Raw genomic sequence first — 16,302 nt, 5'->3', positions numbered from 1 at the left:
ATATTTGTCCATTCTGTCTATTCAATATTTTGCTATTTATCACATTTCACAAATAGCAAAACTTTTTTCCGCCGTTTTCTGACGCTGCGTTCCATTTTCCGCATTCCTTTGCTATAATGGAAGGCATACCGATATTCTACCCAGAAATCGGCCGGTTTATACAGAAACTTCTGAAATTCATCGAGTTGGAGGCATGCGGAACATGAAATATATCGTAGTGCTGTGCGACGGCATGGCGGACTATCCTTGTAAGGAGCTGGATGGGGATACCCCCATGCGCCGGGCAAACAAGCCGAACATGGACCGGCTCGCCCGGCTGGGAGAGGTGGGCCTTGTCAAAACGGTGGCCGATGGTTTAAAACCGGGCAGCGATGTGGCGAACCTTTCGGTGATGGGGTACGACCCCGCCCTTTACTATACCGGCCGTTCGCCTTTGGAAGCGGTCAGCATGGGAATCAATCTCACTCCCGGCGACCTTGCCATGCGCTGCAATCTGGTTACCCTGTCCGACGAAGAGGATTACGGGGCCAAAACCATGGTGGATTACAGCGCCGGGGACATTTCTTCCAAAGAGGCCGCCGAGTTGATTGCCGCCGTGCAGGAAGCCTTCGGCAGCGAGCTTTATTCCTTCTACCCCGGCGTCAGCTACCGGCACTGCCTGGTGCAGCACGCCGACCAGGATCCCGGTTTTCTCACCCCGCCCCACGATATTTCCGGCCAGGTGATCGGGGACTATCTGCCCAAAGACCCGGCTGCCGCCGCGCTGCTTGCCATGATGGAGAAAAGTTACGCCCTGCTTTCCAAGCATCCGGTGAACCAAAAACGAGTGGCTCAGGGTAAACGCCCGGCAAATTCCATCTGGCTGTGGGGCCAGGGAAAAAAGCCCCAGCTTCCGTCCTTTGAAGAAAAGTTCGGGCTGAAGGGTTCGGTGGTATCGGCGGTGGACCTGATCAAAGGCATCGGTCAGTGCGCGAAGATGCGCACGCCCCACGTGGAAGGGGCTACCGGCTATCTGGACACGAATTTTGAGGGAAAGGCCGACGCGGCGCTGGTGGAGCTGACCAGCGGACAAGATTTCGTATACGTCCATATTGAGGCGCCGGACGAGTGCGGCCACCGGTATGAGGTAGAGAATAAGGTCAAGGCCATTGAGCTTATCGACGAAAGGGTGCTTGGTCCCATTCTCGCAGGGCTGCAATACTGTGACCATTACCGCATCTTGATCTTGCCCGACCATCCCACTCCCCTTTCCACCCGCACCCACGCCTCCGACCCGGTGCCCTTCCTTTTATACGACAGCAAGGAAGAGAAGGACAATGGCATCGCCTGCTTCTGCGAAGAGACGGCGGCTGCGACCGGTGTGTTTGTCGAACCCGGCCACACGCTGATGAACCGGTTTGTAGGCCGGTAAGGATCCGATCCATTGAGCAGGGCCTGTACGGGAATACTCGCACAGGCCCTGCTTTTTTTCGCCGTTTGCTATGCCAGCCCTTCGATCACCGCTTCGGCGCAGCGAAGGCCGTCCACCGCCGCGGACATGATGCCGCCCGCATACCCGGCTCCTTCGCCGCAGGGGTACACGCCCTTCACGCCTTCGCATTGCAGCGACGGGTCCCGCCGGATACGCACCGGGGAAGAACTTCTCGTCTCCACGCCGGTCATCACCGCCTGCGGGTCCGCAAAGACCGGCAGCTTTCTTGCAAACAGCGGCAAAGCCAGCCGGATGGAATCGCAAACGAAATCCGGCAGGCATTCGCGCAAGTCACACAGGGTCACGCCGGGAAGATAGCTGGGAGTCACATGTCCTAGTTTTTCGGACGGGATTCCTTTTAGAAAATCCCCCGCAAGCTGGGCCGGCGCCCGGTATCCTCCTCCGCCCAAACGGTAGGCGTCCGCTTCCAGCTTTCGTTGGAAGGCCACGCCTGCCAGCGGATGGGCGCTGCCAAAGTCCTCCGGCCCCACTCCCACCAGCACCGCCGCGTTTGCATTGACGCCGTCCCGGCGGTATTGGCTCATGCCGTTGACGCAGACGCCGCCTTCCTCGGTGGCCGCTGCCACCACCTCGCCTCCCGGACACATGCAAAAGGTATAGACGCCTCTGCCCGACGGCAAGTGGACCGACAGCTTATAGTCCGCCGCACCTAACACCTTCGCAAGCTCGTCGGACTGGTATTGGCAGCGGTTCAGCTCTTTTTGAAGGTGCTCGATGCGCACCCCCACCGAAAAAGCCTTCTGCTCCATGGAGAAACCTTTTTCGTAGAGCATGGAGAAGGTATCCCGGGCGCTGTGGCCGATGGCGAGGATCAGCGTGGCCGCCGGGATTTCTTCCCCGCCTTCCACCGTTACGGAACATAGCCGCCCCTGCCGCGTCCCAATCCCGGTCAGTTTGGTTTCAAACCGGACCTGGCCGCCCAGCGTGATGATTTCCTCCCGCAGGCGTCGCACTACGGTGATGAGCAGATCGGTGCCGATGTGAGGCTTTGCACGATATAAAATCTCCTCAGGGGCCCCCGCCTTCACCAAGCACCGCAGCACTTCGGCGCACCGGGGGTCCTTGATGCCGGTGGTCAGCTTCCCGTCGGAGAAGGTGCCGGCCCCCCCTTCGCCGAACTGGATGTTGCTCTGAGGGTTTAGAACGCCGTCCTTTTGCAGCCGAGAAACATCCCTTTGCCGCTCCTCTACCGGCTTGCCTCGCTCCAGTAAAACCGGTTTTAGCCCTGCCTTCGCCAGCGCCAGCGCGGCGAATAAGCCAGCAGGACCCGCTCCTACCACGACGGGCCGGTGCTCCGGCTGCCTGGCCGGCTTGGGCAAAACATACGCGGTTTCCTTCGGCCTGGAAAGCTTGCCTTCCCTTTGGCGGGCAAAAACCGCGTCCTCCTGTTCACCCAAGGAAACGTCGATGGTGTAAACCAAGTGCACCTGGTCGCGCTTGCGGGCATCCACCGAGCGTTTGACCACCCGCCAGGACTGAATGTCTTTCTCCTGCACGCCAAGAAGCCGGGCCGCCTTACCCTTTAAGGCGCTTTCCGGCTTTCCAGGCATCAATTTGATATCTGCAATGCGTATCATGTTCGATTCCCTTCCGTTGCCGCCCCGCGCCCGGCCGCAAAACCGGATGCCCAGGCCCACTGGAGATTGTATCCGCCGCAGGGGCCGTCCACATTCAGGACCTCCCCCGCCGCATAAAGACCCACCACCCGGTTTGACTGCAGGGTATACGGATCAAATTCACAAAGCCGCGCGCCTCCTGCCATCACCTGTGCTTGAGGCCAGGACAGGGTTCCCTTTGCCTCAAAGCGCCAATCCTTGAGCGTTCGTGCCAGCTTGTCCCACACTCCCCCAGGCAGACTACCCGCAGGTTGAGATAAGCAGGCCCCCGCCTCCTTCGCCGCCATCTGCCCCACTCGTTTGGGAAGCAGACCGATCATAAAATCCGAGACCGGTTCTTCCCCTGCGTAGGAAAGCCGGCCGGTCAGCAGCCGGCGCACCTCTTCGCGGGTAAAGTCGGGCATCAGGTCCAGGGAAAGAGCGAAGGCATGTTTTCCCTTCGTGTCCGCCCCGATGCGGCCGGAAAGCTGCATGACCGCGATTCCGGAGAGGCCCTGCTCGGTAAACTGTACCTCGCCCAGCTCCCGCGGGCCCGGCTTGCCGTCTACAAGCAAAGTCACCGCCGCCCGTACCCGTACCCCTTTGAGCGGCTTTACTCGGGCAGGATCGGTTTTTACCGGCGTAAGCGCCGGGGTCAATGGGGCAACGGTGTGCCCAAAGCGCTCGAGCAGCCGGCAGCCGTCGGAAGACCCGCCGAGCTGCGGCGCGGCGGCACCTCCCGCCGCCAGCAGCACCCGGCCGGCCCGAACCCGGCGGCCGGTTTCGTCCGTCAGCAGGAACCCGCCCTTGCTTTTTTCCATAGACTGCACCAAAAACCCGCTTTCCGTCTCCACTCCCAGGTGGGCGCAGGCAAAACGCAGCCGGTCGAGTACCGCGGCAGCCTGGGCGCTGTACGGATACACCCGGCCCTCTTCCTCCTCGCGGCAGAGAAGCCCCATTTGTTCAAACCGGGCGACCGCCTGGGCCGGGGGCAGCTGCTCAAGCACTGCTTTGACCGCGGCGGGGCAGTCGGTATGGTAATCAGCGGCCGAGGCCCTAAGATTGGTCAGGTTGCACCGGCCGTTTCCTGTGGCCAGCAGCTTGCGGCCCACCCGGTCCGCCTTTTCGAGCACCGTTACCTTAGCGCCCGCCCTTGCCGCCGTCACCGCCGCAAAGAGCCCGGCCGCGCCGCCGCCCACAATTGCAACCGCAGGCTTCATTCTTTCGCCTCCTATTTCCAGATCTTTATCTGCCCGGAATCCTGCACTTTCTTTAGTAAAATCACCGTGACCGGTACCAAAAACATCCCTAGCACGCCCAGCACCTGCAAGCCGAAGTACATACAAAAGAGGGTGACCAGCGGGTGCAGGCCGATCTGCTGGCCCACGATCTTCGGCTCGATGACGTTTCGGATGATGGTGATGACGCCGTAGGAAGTGGCGATTTTGATCGCCAGCATCCAGTCTCCCATAATTGCGGCCACCACTGCCCAGGGAATGAGTACCGTACCGCAACCCAGTATGGGAAGAATGTCCACCAGCGCAATGACGCCCGCCAGGATAACCGCATAATCCACCTGCACCCAGAAGGTAAGGAGAAGCGACAGCTCTACAAAGGTGATGGTCATAATGATCAGATAGGCCCGCAGCACCTTGAGGATGGTGGATACGAAGGTTTCCTTGATGGTGGTGACCAGGGCCTGGTGCCTTTCCGGTATCTGGCGGCGGATAAAGTCCACCACCCTGCGGTAATCCATGCTCAAAAAAAAGGTGGCGATGATGGTCACCAGCAGGGAAATCAGAAAGCTTGGCAGCTGGGTTACCCCGTGTCCCAGCCAGGAAAGCATGGAGCCGGACAGGGAAATAAGCTGGGACTGGAGCGAACCGGCCGCTCCTTCCAGCATGGACGCCAGCTGTTCGGCCGCGTCGGGCGAAAGGGTGCTCGTCAGGCCGGAAAAAGCCTCTTCGATTCCTTTGGTGATGGAAGGAAAAGCAGACTGCACCATCTCCGGCAGCTTACGAAGCAGGCTTAAAAGCTCCGCGTACACCTGGTACCCTACCACCAGCAGCACCGTCACCAGCACCGCCATGGTCACAAACACCAGCAGCACCGCCGCCAGCCTTCGGTTCATCCGGGTTTTCTCACTCAGCCAGACAATAGGGCGCTGCAAGACGAACGCCACCCCAAACCCGATGACAAACGGCATGATCCAAAGGATCAGATACTTGATGGCTAAAAACGCAATGGCTATAAGGATCGCAATGTACGCTACGTTGATGAGAAACGCCCGGCGTCTCTCAATCCTTTGCAGTTGCAATGATATTCTCCTTTCAAATGGGAGCGGCCAAAACACAGCCGCTTTTTTGAGCAACTGGGATGTACGAAGGCTTTTCCCCTTCTTGGCCCTGCAAAAGCCGCCCGCCTCGGCCGGGGAAGCCAAAGCTTTTCCGCTTTTTAACTATTATACCGGGAAAGGCGGCCTGGTACAACGAAAACCCGCGTATTTTTTTGGACAAGGGCCTCTTTGCACAAAATTATCCAGCTTCTTTTCCGCTTCTTCTCTCCTTTTTCCCGCGAAAAATGCCGATTGCTCTTGAAACGGACGCCCAATCGTGTTATAGTATACAGCATACGGACAATCGTATTCAGGTGGTGGACGACAATGACAGACGCCCAGCGTTATTTTGTGGTGGAAGCCGACGCATTGCCCGAGGTGTTCCGGCTTGTGATGCAGGCAAAGGAACTTCTCGCATGCGGCGCCGCCAAATCCGCCGCCCAAGCGGCGCGGATGGCCGGCATTTCCCGCAGCGCCTTTTATAAGTACAAGGACGCGGTTTTCCCTTATAATGAACGGGAGGGCAACCGGATCATCACCCTGCACCTGATTTTGCAGGACCGGCCCGGGGTGCTCGCCCCGGTCATCGCCGCCTTCTACCAGGCGGGCGCGAACATTCTCACCCTCAATCAGAACATTCCCGTGTCCGGCGCGGCGCCGGTCTCCATCTCCGCGAGCACCGATGGAATGAAGGGGTCGCTGGAGGAGCTGCTCGGCTCCATCCAGGCGCTGGACGGGGTGCAGAGCATTGAGAACATTTCCGGCAATGTCAGCCAGTAACCGAAACGCACAACGAAACAGATAGGATGGTGCAGCATGATCAACGTGGCAGTCATGGGACATGGAACGGTAGGTTCCGGCGTGGTGGAGGTTTTGCTCAAAAACCACGACAGCATTGCGAAAAAAGCAGGCGAGGAAATCAACATCAAATATGTGCTCGACCTGCGTGAATTTCCCGATTCCCCCCTTCACGACCGGTTTGTAAAAGACTTTTCCATCATCGAAAAGGACCCCGCGGTCAAGGTAGTGGTGGAATGCATGGGCGGGCTTCATCCCGCGTATGATTTCGTAAAGGCCTGCCTGCTTGCGGGCAAAAGCGTCGCCACCTCCAACAAGGAGCTGGTGGCGGAAAAGGGCGCTGAGCTTCTTCGCATCGCAAAGGACAAGAATGTAAACTTCCTCTTTGAAGCAAGCGTGGGCGGCGGCATTCCGATCATCCGGCCGTTAAACCAGTGCTTGGCGGCCAACGAGGTCTACGAAATCGCCGGCATTTTGAACGGCACCACCAACTTCATCCTTTCCAAGATGATCCATGAACAGATGAGCTTCGACGATGCGCTGGCGCTGGCCCAAAAGCTCGGCTATGCCGAGCGGGACCCCTCTGCCGACATTGAAGGGGCGGACGCCTGCCGCAAAATCTGCATTCTTGCCTCGCTCGCCTTTGGAAAGCATGTGTATCCCAACCAGGTCCATACCGAGGGCATTACCAAGATTACGCTGGAGGACGTGGAATATGCCTCCAATTACGGCGGCGTGGTCAAGCTCCTTGGCCGGGTCAAGAAGCTCGACGACGGCCGTCTGTCGGTGATGGTATCCCCCGCCATCGTGGAACGCTCCGGTCAGCTCGCCGGGGTGGAGGACGTGTTTAACGCCATCCTGGTACGAGGCGACGCCATTGGAGACGTGGTGTTCTACGGCCGGGGCGCCGGAAAGCTGCCCACCGCTTCTGCGGTGGTGGCCGACGTGATCGACTGCGCCAAGCATGTAAACCGCCGCAAGCTCCTCTTCTGGGAGGATAAGGCGGAGGGGTACATTGCCGATTATCTGGAGGTTCCCACCCGGTTCTACGTACGCCTGTCGGCTCAGAAACCTATGGAAACCCTGGCGGCCATCCGAGAAGAGTTCGGCGAGGTGCAGCGCTTAAGCCGCCCGGGCGCGCCGGATGATGAGCTGGCCTTTGTCACTGGTGAGGGACCGGAAGGTGAACTGAGAAGCAAGCTCGATGTCCTCAAGAAACAGGGTGCTCAGGTGCTGGGCATGATCCGCCTGTGCGATTATTAAAAGCGGGAGTAGGTGTTTTATGCTCAAGGTAAGCGTTCCCGCTACCAGCGCAAACCTAGGCCCCGGCTTTGACGCTCTGGGCCTGGCGCTGACCCTCTATAACGAGGTCTACCTGGAGGAATGGGACACGGTGGACATCCAGTCTCTCGACGACGTGGCCGTTCCCGCCGGGGAAGACAACATGATCTATGAAAACGTCCGCCAGCTTTACGAAATCTGTGGTAAAAGACTGCCGGGATTAAAAATCCGCCAGCGAAATCGCATTCCCATGACCCGCGGCCTTGGAAGCAGCTCGGCCTGTATTGTGGCGGGGCTTTTGGGGGCAAACCGGCTTTTGGGGGACCCCATGCAAAAGCGGGACATCATCTCCCTGGCTGCTCACATCGAGGGCCATCCGGACAACATCGCTCCCGCCATCGCGGGAGGTTTGGTCACCTCGGTCATTGAGGGAGGCCAGGTTCATTCCATCAGTGTCCCGGTTTCCAAGACCATGCGCTTTGCCGCTCTGATCCCTGCTTTCGAGATGAAAACATCCTTTGCCCGCTCCATCCTGCCGGGGACCTTTTCCAGAACGGACGTGGTTTTTAACCTGTCGAGGGCTGCACTGATGACGGCGGCCATGTTCTCGGGGGACCGGGAAGTGCTCAAAGTCGCCTGTGAGGACCGGATTCACCAGCCCACCCGCTTAGGGCTCATCCCTCATTCCAAGGAGGTGTTCGACCTGGCCTACCTGGAAGGCGCCTTCGGGGTATATCTCAGCGGCGCGGGCCCCACCTTGGTGGCCATTGTGGACGGGGAGGACAATTCCTTTGCCGTCCGTATGCAGCAGGGCCTTTTGGAACAGGGCATCTCCGGCTGGCAGGCGGTCTTGCTCGACTGCGACCAAAACGGCGCACAAATTCTGTCGGAAGACGGCCCTTTTTAAAGCCAATTTTGTCAAAAAAGCGTCTGGAAATCCGGACCGGCTTTTGTGATACATTCACGTGCCTCTACTAAACTTTCTGGAGGGAACTTCATGAGTCTGATCGTGCAAAAATTCGGCGGTACCTCAGTCAAGGACGCCGAACGCATCCAAAACGTCGCGCGCATTGTCACCGATACCTACAAGGCGGGCAACGACGTGGTGGTGGTGGTCTCCGCCCAGGGCGACACCACCGATGACCTGATCGAAAAGGCCAACGAAATCAACCCCGACGCTTCCAAGCGGGAACGGGATATGCTGCTAGCCGCCGGGGAACAAATCTCCATCGCACTGCTGGCCATGGCTATCGAAAAGATGGGCTGCCCGGTGGTTTCGCTGTTGGGCTGGCAGGCTGGGTTTCTTACCGACTCCAACCACAGCGCTGCGCGCATCAAGCGCATCGACACCGGCCGTCTGACCAAGGAGTTGGATAAGAAAAAGATCGTCGTGGTGGCGGGCTTCCAGGGCCTCAACCGGTTTGACGACGTAAGTACCCTGGGCCGGGGCGGCTCGGATACCAGCGCAGTGGCCATTGCCGCGGCGATGCACGCCAAGTGCTGCCAGATTTACACCGATGTGGACGGGGTTTACACCGCCGATCCGCGTAAGGTACCCGGCGCCAAAAAGCTCGAGGAAATCACCTACGACGAAATGCTGGAACTGGCGACTTTGGGCGCCCAGGTGCTTCACAACCGTTCGGTGGAAATGGCGAAGAAATACAATGTGGATCTCGAGGTGCTCTCCAGCTTGGAGCGCGTACCCGGTACAAAGGTAAAGGAGGCAGTCAAGGTGGAACAAATGCTGATCAAAGGGGTAGCAAAGGACAACGATGTAGCCCGGATTTCGATTATCGGGGTGCCGGACGAACCCGGCATTGCGTTTAAAATCTTCTCCCAGCTGGCCGGCGAAAAGATCAATGTGGACATTATTCTGCAATCGGTGGGACGCAACAACACCAAGGATATTGCCTTTACCGTTCCCCAGAGCCAGGTCAAGCAGGCGGTGGAGGCGCTTAAGACCAACCCCACAGTCATGCACGCCTCCAGCATTACCCACGACGAAACCGTTTCCAAGGTCTCCATCGTGGGCGCGGGGATGGAAACCCATCCGGGCGTGGCGGCGAAAATGTTCGAGGCGCTTTTTGATGCGAACATCAACATTCAAATGATTTCCACCAGTGAAATCAAAATTTCCGTGCTCATCGCCCAGGAAGACGCGGACCGGGCGGTCAGCGCGGTGCACAGTAAGTTCTTTGGTTAATGGCCCTCTTGCATCTTGCTCCCGGCTGTGAAATTCTTTCGCAGCCGGGAATTTTTTGTTTCAAAACCGACGTTTATCCTTATATGGCGCCTTCCTCTTCCCGTTTGCCTGCAGGCGATAACTTTCCATCGCCCATTTCTTCATCAGCCGTCTGTGTCTTCCCTTTCTTTGGCGCATATCTGCTTACAAAACAAAAAGCGCCCGGTATCAAAGATACCGGGCGCTTTTTTCATTTCTATTAACCTACTGCATCCTCGTCCTCCGAATTCACTGAGGAACTGGATGAGCTGGAAGAGGAACTGGATGAAGAGGAGCTGGATGAACTCGAAGAGGATGAGTTCGAAGAGCTCGAAGACGGACTAGACGACGAAGACGGGGAGCTAGAGGAAGTAACCGGCGGCTCTTCTCCTCCGCTGCCCCCATGCCTGCCGTCACAGGTCGTCGGGATGTTGCTCTTTTTATAATACCCTGTTGCGGTATGAGAGCAGCCGGAACCTGCCAGCAGTCCGCTGTCCATGCAGTACGTCCGCGTCACCACATTCGGGTCCGGGTCAAACGACGCGTTATCCAGATGCTTATGGATCATGGCCATAACCATCTTCCAGCCGGTTACCGCACCGGTTGTGACCACCGGCGTAATGTCCTTCATCCGGTCGAACCCGTACCAGCTGCCCGTCACGTAATAGGGGGACCCGCCGATGAGCCAGGCGTCGGTAGAGCCGAGAGTGTCGTTGCCGGCGGTACCGGTCTTCGCAAAAAGCTCAATGCCGCTGCGGAAGCGTGCTGCCCTGGCGGTGCCCTGGGAGCCATCAATGACTTGGGTCATCATCCGATTCATCACCCATGCCGTATCCGAGCTGATGGCCCGGTCAGGAGTGGGCGAGTTCTCCAGCAGGACGTTTCCGTTGTTGTCCTCCACCTTATAGTAGGAATACGGCTCGTAATAAAGACCGCCGTTTCCAAAGGTGGCAAAGGCCGCGGTCATTTCCCGCAGAGTCAGGCCGTTGACGCCGCCCAGGGCCATGGAACCCACGTCCCGGTCGGACTTCTCGGTCTCGTCTTTGGGCTCGTCGATCAGATTTTCTAGATGATACCGTTCCTTTGCAAAGTCAAAGCATGTGTTATATCCCAAGTCCTTCACTACGCCAGCCGCGATGGTATTGAGAGACCGCTCCAGGCCCTTGGCAATGGTGGTGGGATCATTGGTATAGGTGCCCGAATAGTTGTTAGGCCAGGGCTCGCCTCTAAGCTTAAAGGGAGGCGTATCGTCGTATAGGGTGGAATAGGTGATCTTATCGAGCTCAATGCCGGGGGAATATACCGTAAGCGGCTTGATACTCGAACCAGTCTGCCGGTACGCCATCGTCGCCCGGTTAAAGGCGCGGCTCTGGGTCTTCTTCCCCGTGGCGCCCGCTACCCCCACGATACGACCCTCGTAATCCATCACGATCAGCGCCGCCTGGGGCTGGATGGCGCTGGTGCTGATCTTTGGGAAATTGTCCGCGTTCTGATAAATATTTTCCACCTGGGCTTGGATATCTCGGTCCACTGCGGAATAGATACGCAGGCCGCCGGTGACCATCAGATTCTTGGCGTACTTTTCCTCATAGCCCAGCTTTTCCTGCAGGTCGTTGACCACGTCCTCAAACACCATGTCCTGATACCAGCCGGCCACGTCGTTTTCAATGGTCTCCTGGCTGACAATGTTTTGTGTAGCAAACTCCAGCGGATAAGCCACCGCCTCATCGTATTCCGCTTTCGAAATCTTCCCCTGCTCGTACATGGCCTGCAGCACCGTTTCCTGGCGCTCCTTGTTGTATTCGGGGTTGATAAAAGGATTGTACTTGGTGGGATACTTGGTGATTCCGATGATGGCCGCGCACTCCGCCAAGTTGAGCTGGCCCACGTCCTTATCGAAATACTTATGCGCCGCCGCCTGCACGCCGTTGCAGCCGCTTCCCAGCGCAATGGTGTTTAAGTAGGCACCGAGAATCTTATCCTTGGAATTGTGCTTTTCAAATTCCAACGCGCGCATGATCTCCCGCAGCTTACGGGTAAAGCTCACGTCGTCGTCGTCGGTGAGGTTCTTGATCAGCTGCTGGGTGATGGTGGAACCGCCCTGGCGGTTGCCGTAGATGGGAACGAAGGAGTTGATGGTGGCGCTGATGCTGCGCTTCCAGTCCACCCCCTTGTGCTCATAAAAGCGTTTATCCTCAATGGCGATGGCCGCATCCTTCATATACTCCGGGATCTGGTCGAAGTCCACCCAAATGCGGTTTTCCGAATGGTAGTATTGAGCCGCCTCCAACCATTCTCCCGTCAGGGGATCTTGTTCATACAAAAAGCTCGTATAGTCTAGAGTAAGCCGGTCCAGGTCGATGTTCGTCGTACGGTCCACTGCCTTGACCACATAAATGGCCATCGCGCCGCCGACGATCGTGGTCGTGATCATAATGACGAGGACAACGCTGAGCAGTACCTTGAAAATACTGGAGAAGACCTCGCCGGCAATATGAAGGGATTTTTTTAATTGACGTTCGCGGCGCTTGGCCGCTTCGTCTTTTTCCTTGCCGGTCACAGGTTTTTTCTGCTTCATGCAACTATTCGCCTCCTTGTCAGGGTATTATAGCATAATCTATTTCAGAAAGAAAGGCAATAATTTGAATTCTGCCCATTCTTGCATTTCTCCCCCATCTCCCGGATTCCCGCCGTTTTGCCGCTGACTTTGTAACAAATTTCCTGTTCCCGCATAGTATGGACCGAATCGGGCAAGAATAACACCGAGCAAAAGCATATGGCTGCAAACTTCTCGGCGGTCCAGTTCATTTTGGACGTCAACGGAGGGATCACGATGGATAAAAAGATGAAAATATTGCTGCTGGTCACGGCGGTCTGCGTCATCGTCATCGGCGCCGCGTCCGCGATTTCCGCCACCACAAAGCCGCCTCTGACCGTTTCCCAGGCCGATCATCCGTCTGCCGTAGCGAGCACCTGGACGGTGGGGGTATACGAAGGAAAGCTGGCGGTGTTCCAGGACGGGAACGACCGGCCGGTGGAGCTTTACGAGGATGTGCTCATAAGCGAGCTTCCGGAAACCGACCAGGCCCTCCTGCGAAGAGGCATTACCGCCTACTCCACCCAGGAGCTGCAAACCATACTCGAAGATTATACCAGTTGAGGACTGGCACATTTCCCTTCCAAACGACATATACTCTCATTAAGGGCGTGTTTTGAAAATGCTCGGCGCTGAATTTTCAAAACATGCCCTTAATACACCTCTTTGAAGGAGGAGTGGTCGAGCATGTTTTCCAGCCTCTTGTTCACCATCTTTTCAAACCTCATTTATTTTGCCCTGCACGTGACCCACGCCGGGTCCTTTCCCCGTCCTTTGTCCGCCGCCGAGGAGCGGGAATGTTTGGACAAATTCCACAACGGCGATCTGGAAGCACGCAACAAGCTCATTGAACATAATCTGCGCCTGGTTGCCCATATCATCAAAAAATATTACTCCAACGCCAAGGATCAGGACGATCTGATTTCCATCGGCACCATCGGCCTGATCAAGGCGGTAAACACCTTCAACGGGGCGAAAAACTGCCGTCTCGCTACTTACGCAGCCAAATGCATTGAAAATGCTATTCTACCATAGCGGCTTCCATGTGTGGCAATCTTGCAAGGAAGGCTCCCTCTGCGCAAATCTGGCGTCCATTACGCCAGGTGAGCGGACCAATCATTCTCATGGCCCTGCACTGCGCGACCGGTATTCGCTATGCGCCCTTGGTGCTTCTTCATTTCCCCTTTTCCCCCTCCCATTCCTTGGCGGCCGAACGGTTTCGCGCTTTTTATTTTGACGATTCTCTCCTCACTTTCACTGCGGAGAAGCTGCGGTACTACCGGTATCAAAAATCCCTGCTTCAGCGGCAGGTAGCCGCCTGGGCAGGGATTCCTAAGAGTACCTATCTTCATTATGAGAATCCGAGTCACGAACGCTATCCTTTGGACAAGCTTCGCCGGATCGCCGCGCTGCTGGAGGTGGACATAGAACTGCTGCTCGACGACTATAACCGGTTTTTAATGAATCAGGGCGAGCAGGTTCGCAACATGCGCGAGCGCCTGGGTTTGAGCCAACAAGAATTCGGCAAGCGGTTGGGCGTACAGGCGGGCACCGTAAGGAAATGGGAGAGCGGCAGGGTTCGAATGCGAAAGGAGACATGGGAAATGCTCCTTCGTATTATATAAGGTATCCACTGGTTTTCTCTCAAAGAAGTGGGCGGCTGGATGATCAGCCGCCCACTATGTATCCCTATCGGAGAATGTTGCTTTTCGTCTGTTTTGAAACGGCCTTCAGCAATTCCAGCTTTTGTTCTTTGGGGCAAGGCGTCTTTTCGAGCGTGTAAAGAACCGCTTGGGCATAGACCAGCGCCACCTTTTCCCTCAGCGCTTTTTCATCCTCCTGGGTGTTTGGAATATGGACCCGGATCTCGATACCCCCACCCCCTTCTGATCGGGATACTACAATCCTATGTGTCCGGATGTTTTTTTATTCCCGTCCGCAGCATCCTCATGGGTCCCTTTTTCCTCCCGCTCCTTTTGTCCGTCAACCAGTTTGGGCGTTCGTTGCACCTTCTGCGCACTTCCCAGATACACGCGGGTGACATCTTCCCGTTCGTGGCCCAAGAGCCTGGAAACCGCCAAGCGTGCCTTCTGTTCCGTCTTTCATTTCCTTCTCATATTGTTCGGCCGCGTAGGTGTGCCGCAGGCCATGGAAGGTGATAGGCAGCCTGTCGCCGTCCTTCTGCACCTGTCCGCGATGGGCGCGAATGAAGTTTTGGATCGCGGCCTTTCTTTCGTGGGTCGGGGTCTCTTTGGACACGAATAGTTTCTGTCCCGACGGTGTTTTCTTGAGTGCCTTTGATAGCGCTTCCCGAACCGGCTCGCAGATCGGTACGTTTCGGATTTTCCCGCCCTTTCCTTTGATGGTAAGAAATCCGGTTTTTAAGGCGGCGCGGGCTATGGCCGTGTCGATCCGCAGCACTTCGTGGAGCCGCAGTCCTGCGTACCGCGCGAGGATCAGACTGCCCCAGTAGTCTTCCTGCCCTTCTTCCAGGCATAAGGACAGCATCGCTTCAAGCTCCTGATCGGTCCATCTCCGATCCATCTTCCCGAATTGGCGGCGTTCCAGTTCAAATTCCTCATTGCCCGGCAACACATAGTGAGCGTTAGGAATTTGGTCATGCCAGAACCGGATGGCGGCCAGATCGGTTTTTATGGTCGAGGCAGACAGCCCTCTTTTTTGCATGTCCTCCACATAGGCGGACAGATGCTTTCCCGAACAGTTGCTGAGCTTTTCCAAGTGGAATTCTTTCGCCGCAAAGCGTAAAAAGCGCTGGTACGCCTCGTAATACCGCTGCCGGGTGCGATAGCTCCCCTGCCGGTTATGCCGATAAAGCTTGTTTGCCTGTACGAGTAAATTCTGATAAAGATTGGTTTTCATACGTTCCTTTCCGCCGATTGGCGCAGCTTCCCCATTAGCACGACGGAAGGTTTCCGGTAATTTTCTGAGCATAAAACCAAAAAAGCCCTGATTTTAAGCCGTGAATCCAGTCTTTTTCCCTTCTGTCTCTGACAGGAAGCAACTTGATATTTGTTTAGTAAGAAGCCGCAGATCAGGCTTTGAAAAGCCTTGGTTTTCCCAAGCGGCAAGCGCCGTTTTGCCATTCGGCAAATTTCCGGAGAAGTCCGGCTGCACATGCGGGCGCTCTGCGGCCTGTCCGGACGGAGAACAAGCCTTGAGTAAGATAACCGGTACCGCCTCTACCGGTCCGAAGAAGGTTGCCAAACCTCTTCTGCAAAGGATTTCTTGTTTTAACTTTCCCGCCTCCTTTGCTTGCGGGCGGGTAAATATCCTAATTATCCGAATCCGATTCATTTCTAACCATTCCTTCTTTATATGCGTACCAGGCTGGCTTTTCCCGATACAACATCGTGATCCGTTTGAGACGCAAAAAGGCCGCAAAACAAATTCCTTCGAACTGCTTTGCGGCCGTTGGCCCTAATTATAAATCCTTTGTAAAATTGGAGGAGTCCCCCGTGTCCATTCTGTCAAAATCAATCGCATACCCCAAAAAGGCCACGACACGTGCAAAATTAACTCGTGAATAAAAAATTCACTTACGTACAAACTTCAAACAAACGTATGCTATGCAAGCCGCGTGGGCCTGCATTCTCCAAACCGGAGAGCGCACAGATATCGATTACAAATATATAATATCGCAATATATTGCGATTGTCAAGAGGCGTTATCACAAATTATTGTGTTTAATCAGTTTCACACACGCCTTGCACAGCCTGGTTTCCCCAAATGTCTCGACCTCCTCCATGCTCCCGCAGGCCGCACAGAAGGGCGCATATTTACGCAGGATGATGCTACCGTCATCCTCCATGAAGATTTCCATGTGATCATCTGCCTGAATGTTCATGGAATCGCGCAGCTCCTTCGGCAGCACGATCCGACCGAGCTTGTCAAGCTTGCGGACAACCCCCGTCGCTTTCATCTTCTCCATCCTCCCAGTTGATTGCGCCCGGCCAAATGGCCGGG

15 protein-coding genes are annotated in these 16,302 nt (G+C 56.3%); 8 read left to right on the top strand and 7 right to left on the bottom strand.

The features are described from left to right. Window positions 1–202: 202 nt before the first annotated feature. Window positions 203–1,411 (top strand): cofactor-independent phosphoglycerate mutase, encoded by a 1,209-nt coding sequence (locus WMO26_RS08375; RefSeq protein WP_349219565.1) that lies wholly within the window; start codon window positions 203–205, stop codon window positions 1,409–1,411. 68 nt (window positions 1,412–1,479) lie between these two features. Here the strand turns inward: WMO26_RS08375 and WMO26_RS08370 are convergent, their stop codons facing one another. The 3 genes from WMO26_RS08370 to ytvI are packed head-to-tail and all read right to left on the bottom strand — an operon-like array spanning window position 1,480 to window position 5,404. Beyond that, a complete protein-coding gene (locus WMO26_RS08370) occupies window positions 1,480–3,069 on the bottom strand; it encodes an NAD(P)/FAD-dependent oxidoreductase (protein ID WP_349219564.1) in 1,590 nt (529 codons plus the stop codon). Next, window positions 3,066–4,307 (bottom strand): BaiN/RdsA family NAD(P)/FAD-dependent oxidoreductase, encoded by a 1,242-nt coding sequence (locus tag WMO26_RS08365; RefSeq protein WP_349219563.1) that lies wholly within the window; start codon window positions 4,305–4,307, stop codon window positions 3,066–3,068. Before WMO26_RS08365 ends, WMO26_RS08370 begins: the two co-directional genes overlap by 4 nt. An 11-nt stretch (window positions 4,308–4,318) precedes the next feature. Then, window positions 4,319–5,404: a sporulation integral membrane protein YtvI gene (gene ytvI, locus WMO26_RS08360; protein WP_349219562.1), complete on the bottom strand. Its 1,086-nt coding sequence runs from the start codon at window positions 5,402–5,404 to the stop codon at window positions 4,319–4,321. Between the two features lie 345 nt (window positions 5,405–5,749). Between ytvI and WMO26_RS08355 the strand changes: the two genes are divergently transcribed. From WMO26_RS08355 to WMO26_RS08340, 4 genes are all read left to right on the top strand, one after another. Beyond that, a complete protein-coding gene (locus tag WMO26_RS08355; RefSeq protein WP_349219561.1) occupies window positions 5,750–6,202 on the top strand; it encodes an ACT domain-containing protein in 453 nt (150 codons plus the stop codon). A 36-nt stretch (window positions 6,203–6,238) separates the two neighbouring features. Next, window positions 6,239–7,483 carry a homoserine dehydrogenase gene (locus WMO26_RS08350; protein ID WP_349219560.1) on the top strand — a complete coding sequence of 415 codons (1,245 nt, stop codon included), beginning with the start codon at window positions 6,239–6,241 and terminating at the stop codon, window positions 7,481–7,483. Window positions 7,484–7,502: 19 nt separating this feature from the next. Then, a complete protein-coding gene (gene thrB / locus WMO26_RS08345; RefSeq protein WP_349219559.1) occupies window positions 7,503–8,408 on the top strand; it encodes a homoserine kinase in 906 nt (301 codons plus the stop codon). A gap of 90 nt (window positions 8,409–8,498) precedes the next feature. Next, window positions 8,499–9,704 (top strand): aspartate kinase, encoded by a 1,206-nt coding sequence (locus tag WMO26_RS08340; RefSeq protein WP_349219558.1) that lies wholly within the window; start codon window positions 8,499–8,501, stop codon window positions 9,702–9,704. A gap of 238 nt (window positions 9,705–9,942) precedes the next feature. On the opposite strand, the gene WMO26_RS08335 is transcribed toward WMO26_RS08340, so the two are convergent. Further along, entirely contained in the window at window positions 9,943–12,300 is a 2,358-nt protein-coding gene (locus tag WMO26_RS08335; RefSeq protein ID WP_349219557.1) for a transglycosylase domain-containing protein, read from the bottom strand. 255 nt (window positions 12,301–12,555) lie between these two features. Between WMO26_RS08335 and WMO26_RS08330 the strand changes: the two genes are divergently transcribed. The 3 genes from WMO26_RS08330 (at window position 12,556) to WMO26_RS08320 (ending at window position 13,943) form a co-directional block, all read left to right on the top strand. After that, window positions 12,556–12,882, top strand: a complete 327-nt coding sequence (locus WMO26_RS08330; RefSeq protein WP_349219555.1) for a BofC C-terminal domain-containing protein — start codon at window positions 12,556–12,558, stop codon at window positions 12,880–12,882. A gap of 123 nt (window positions 12,883–13,005) precedes the next feature. Then, window positions 13,006–13,353, top strand: coding sequence for a sigma-70 family RNA polymerase sigma factor (locus WMO26_RS08325; RefSeq protein WP_349219554.1), 348 nt, complete (start codon window positions 13,006–13,008; stop codon window positions 13,351–13,353). Window positions 13,354–13,421: 68 nt separating this feature from the next. Further along, on the top strand, window positions 13,422–13,943 hold the full coding sequence (locus WMO26_RS08320) for a helix-turn-helix domain-containing protein (protein WP_349219552.1): 522 nt from the start codon (window positions 13,422–13,424) through the stop codon (window positions 13,941–13,943). A gap of 358 nt (window positions 13,944–14,301) precedes the next feature. Here WMO26_RS08320 and WMO26_RS08315 read toward each other — a convergent pair whose 3' ends face one another. The 3 genes from WMO26_RS08315 to WMO26_RS08305 form a co-directional block, all read right to left on the bottom strand. Beyond that, entirely contained in the window at window positions 14,302–15,198 is an 897-nt protein-coding gene (locus WMO26_RS08315; RefSeq protein ID WP_349219551.1) for a tyrosine-type recombinase/integrase, read from the bottom strand. A 93-nt stretch (window positions 15,199–15,291) separates the two neighbouring features. After that, window positions 15,292–15,633, bottom strand: a complete 342-nt coding sequence (locus WMO26_RS08310; protein WP_349219549.1) for a hypothetical protein — start codon at window positions 15,631–15,633, stop codon at window positions 15,292–15,294. A gap of 373 nt (window positions 15,634–16,006) precedes the next feature. Further along, the coding region (locus WMO26_RS08305) for an AbrB/MazE/SpoVT family DNA-binding domain-containing protein (RefSeq protein WP_349219547.1) at window positions 16,007–16,302 on the bottom strand (296 nt) is incomplete at its 5' end.

Source organism: Solibaculum intestinale, assembly GCF_040096205.1.
GTDB classification, from domain to species: Bacteria; Bacillota; Clostridia; order Oscillospirales; family Acutalibacteraceae; genus Solibaculum_A; species Solibaculum_A intestinale.
This window is presented reverse-complemented; position numbering and strand designations above follow the sequence as displayed.

Coding starts and splice junctions, on each gene's coding strand:
- WMO26_RS08365 (WP_349219563.1), bottom strand. CDS start 4,307: ATGAAGCCTGCGGTTGCAATTGTGGGCGGCGGCGCGGCCGGGCTCTTT.
- WMO26_RS08330 (WP_349219555.1), top strand. CDS start 12,556: ATGGATAAAAAGATGAAAATATTGCTGCTGGTCACGGCGGTCTGCGTC.
- thrB (WP_349219559.1), top strand. CDS start 7,503: ATGCTCAAGGTAAGCGTTCCCGCTACCAGCGCAAACCTAGGCCCCGGC.
- WMO26_RS08310 (WP_349219549.1), bottom strand. CDS start 15,633: ATGAATCGGATTCGGATAATTAGGATATTTACCCGCCCGCAAGCAAAG.
- WMO26_RS08350 (WP_349219560.1), top strand. CDS start 6,239: ATGATCAACGTGGCAGTCATGGGACATGGAACGGTAGGTTCCGGCGTG.
- WMO26_RS08315 (WP_349219551.1), bottom strand. CDS start 15,198: ATGAAAACCAATCTTTATCAGAATTTACTCGTACAGGCAAACAAGCTT.
- WMO26_RS08335 (WP_349219557.1), bottom strand. CDS start 12,300: ATGAAGCAGAAAAAACCTGTGACCGGCAAGGAAAAAGACGAAGCGGCC.
- WMO26_RS08325 (WP_349219554.1), top strand. CDS start 13,006: ATGTTTTCCAGCCTCTTGTTCACCATCTTTTCAAACCTCATTTATTTT.
- WMO26_RS08375 (WP_349219565.1), top strand. CDS start 203: ATGAAATATATCGTAGTGCTGTGCGACGGCATGGCGGACTATCCTTGT.
- WMO26_RS08370 (WP_349219564.1), bottom strand. CDS start 3,069: ATGATACGCATTGCAGATATCAAATTGATGCCTGGAAAGCCGGAAAGC.
- WMO26_RS08340 (WP_349219558.1), top strand. CDS start 8,499: ATGAGTCTGATCGTGCAAAAATTCGGCGGTACCTCAGTCAAGGACGCC.
- WMO26_RS08355 (WP_349219561.1), top strand. CDS start 5,750: ATGACAGACGCCCAGCGTTATTTTGTGGTGGAAGCCGACGCATTGCCC.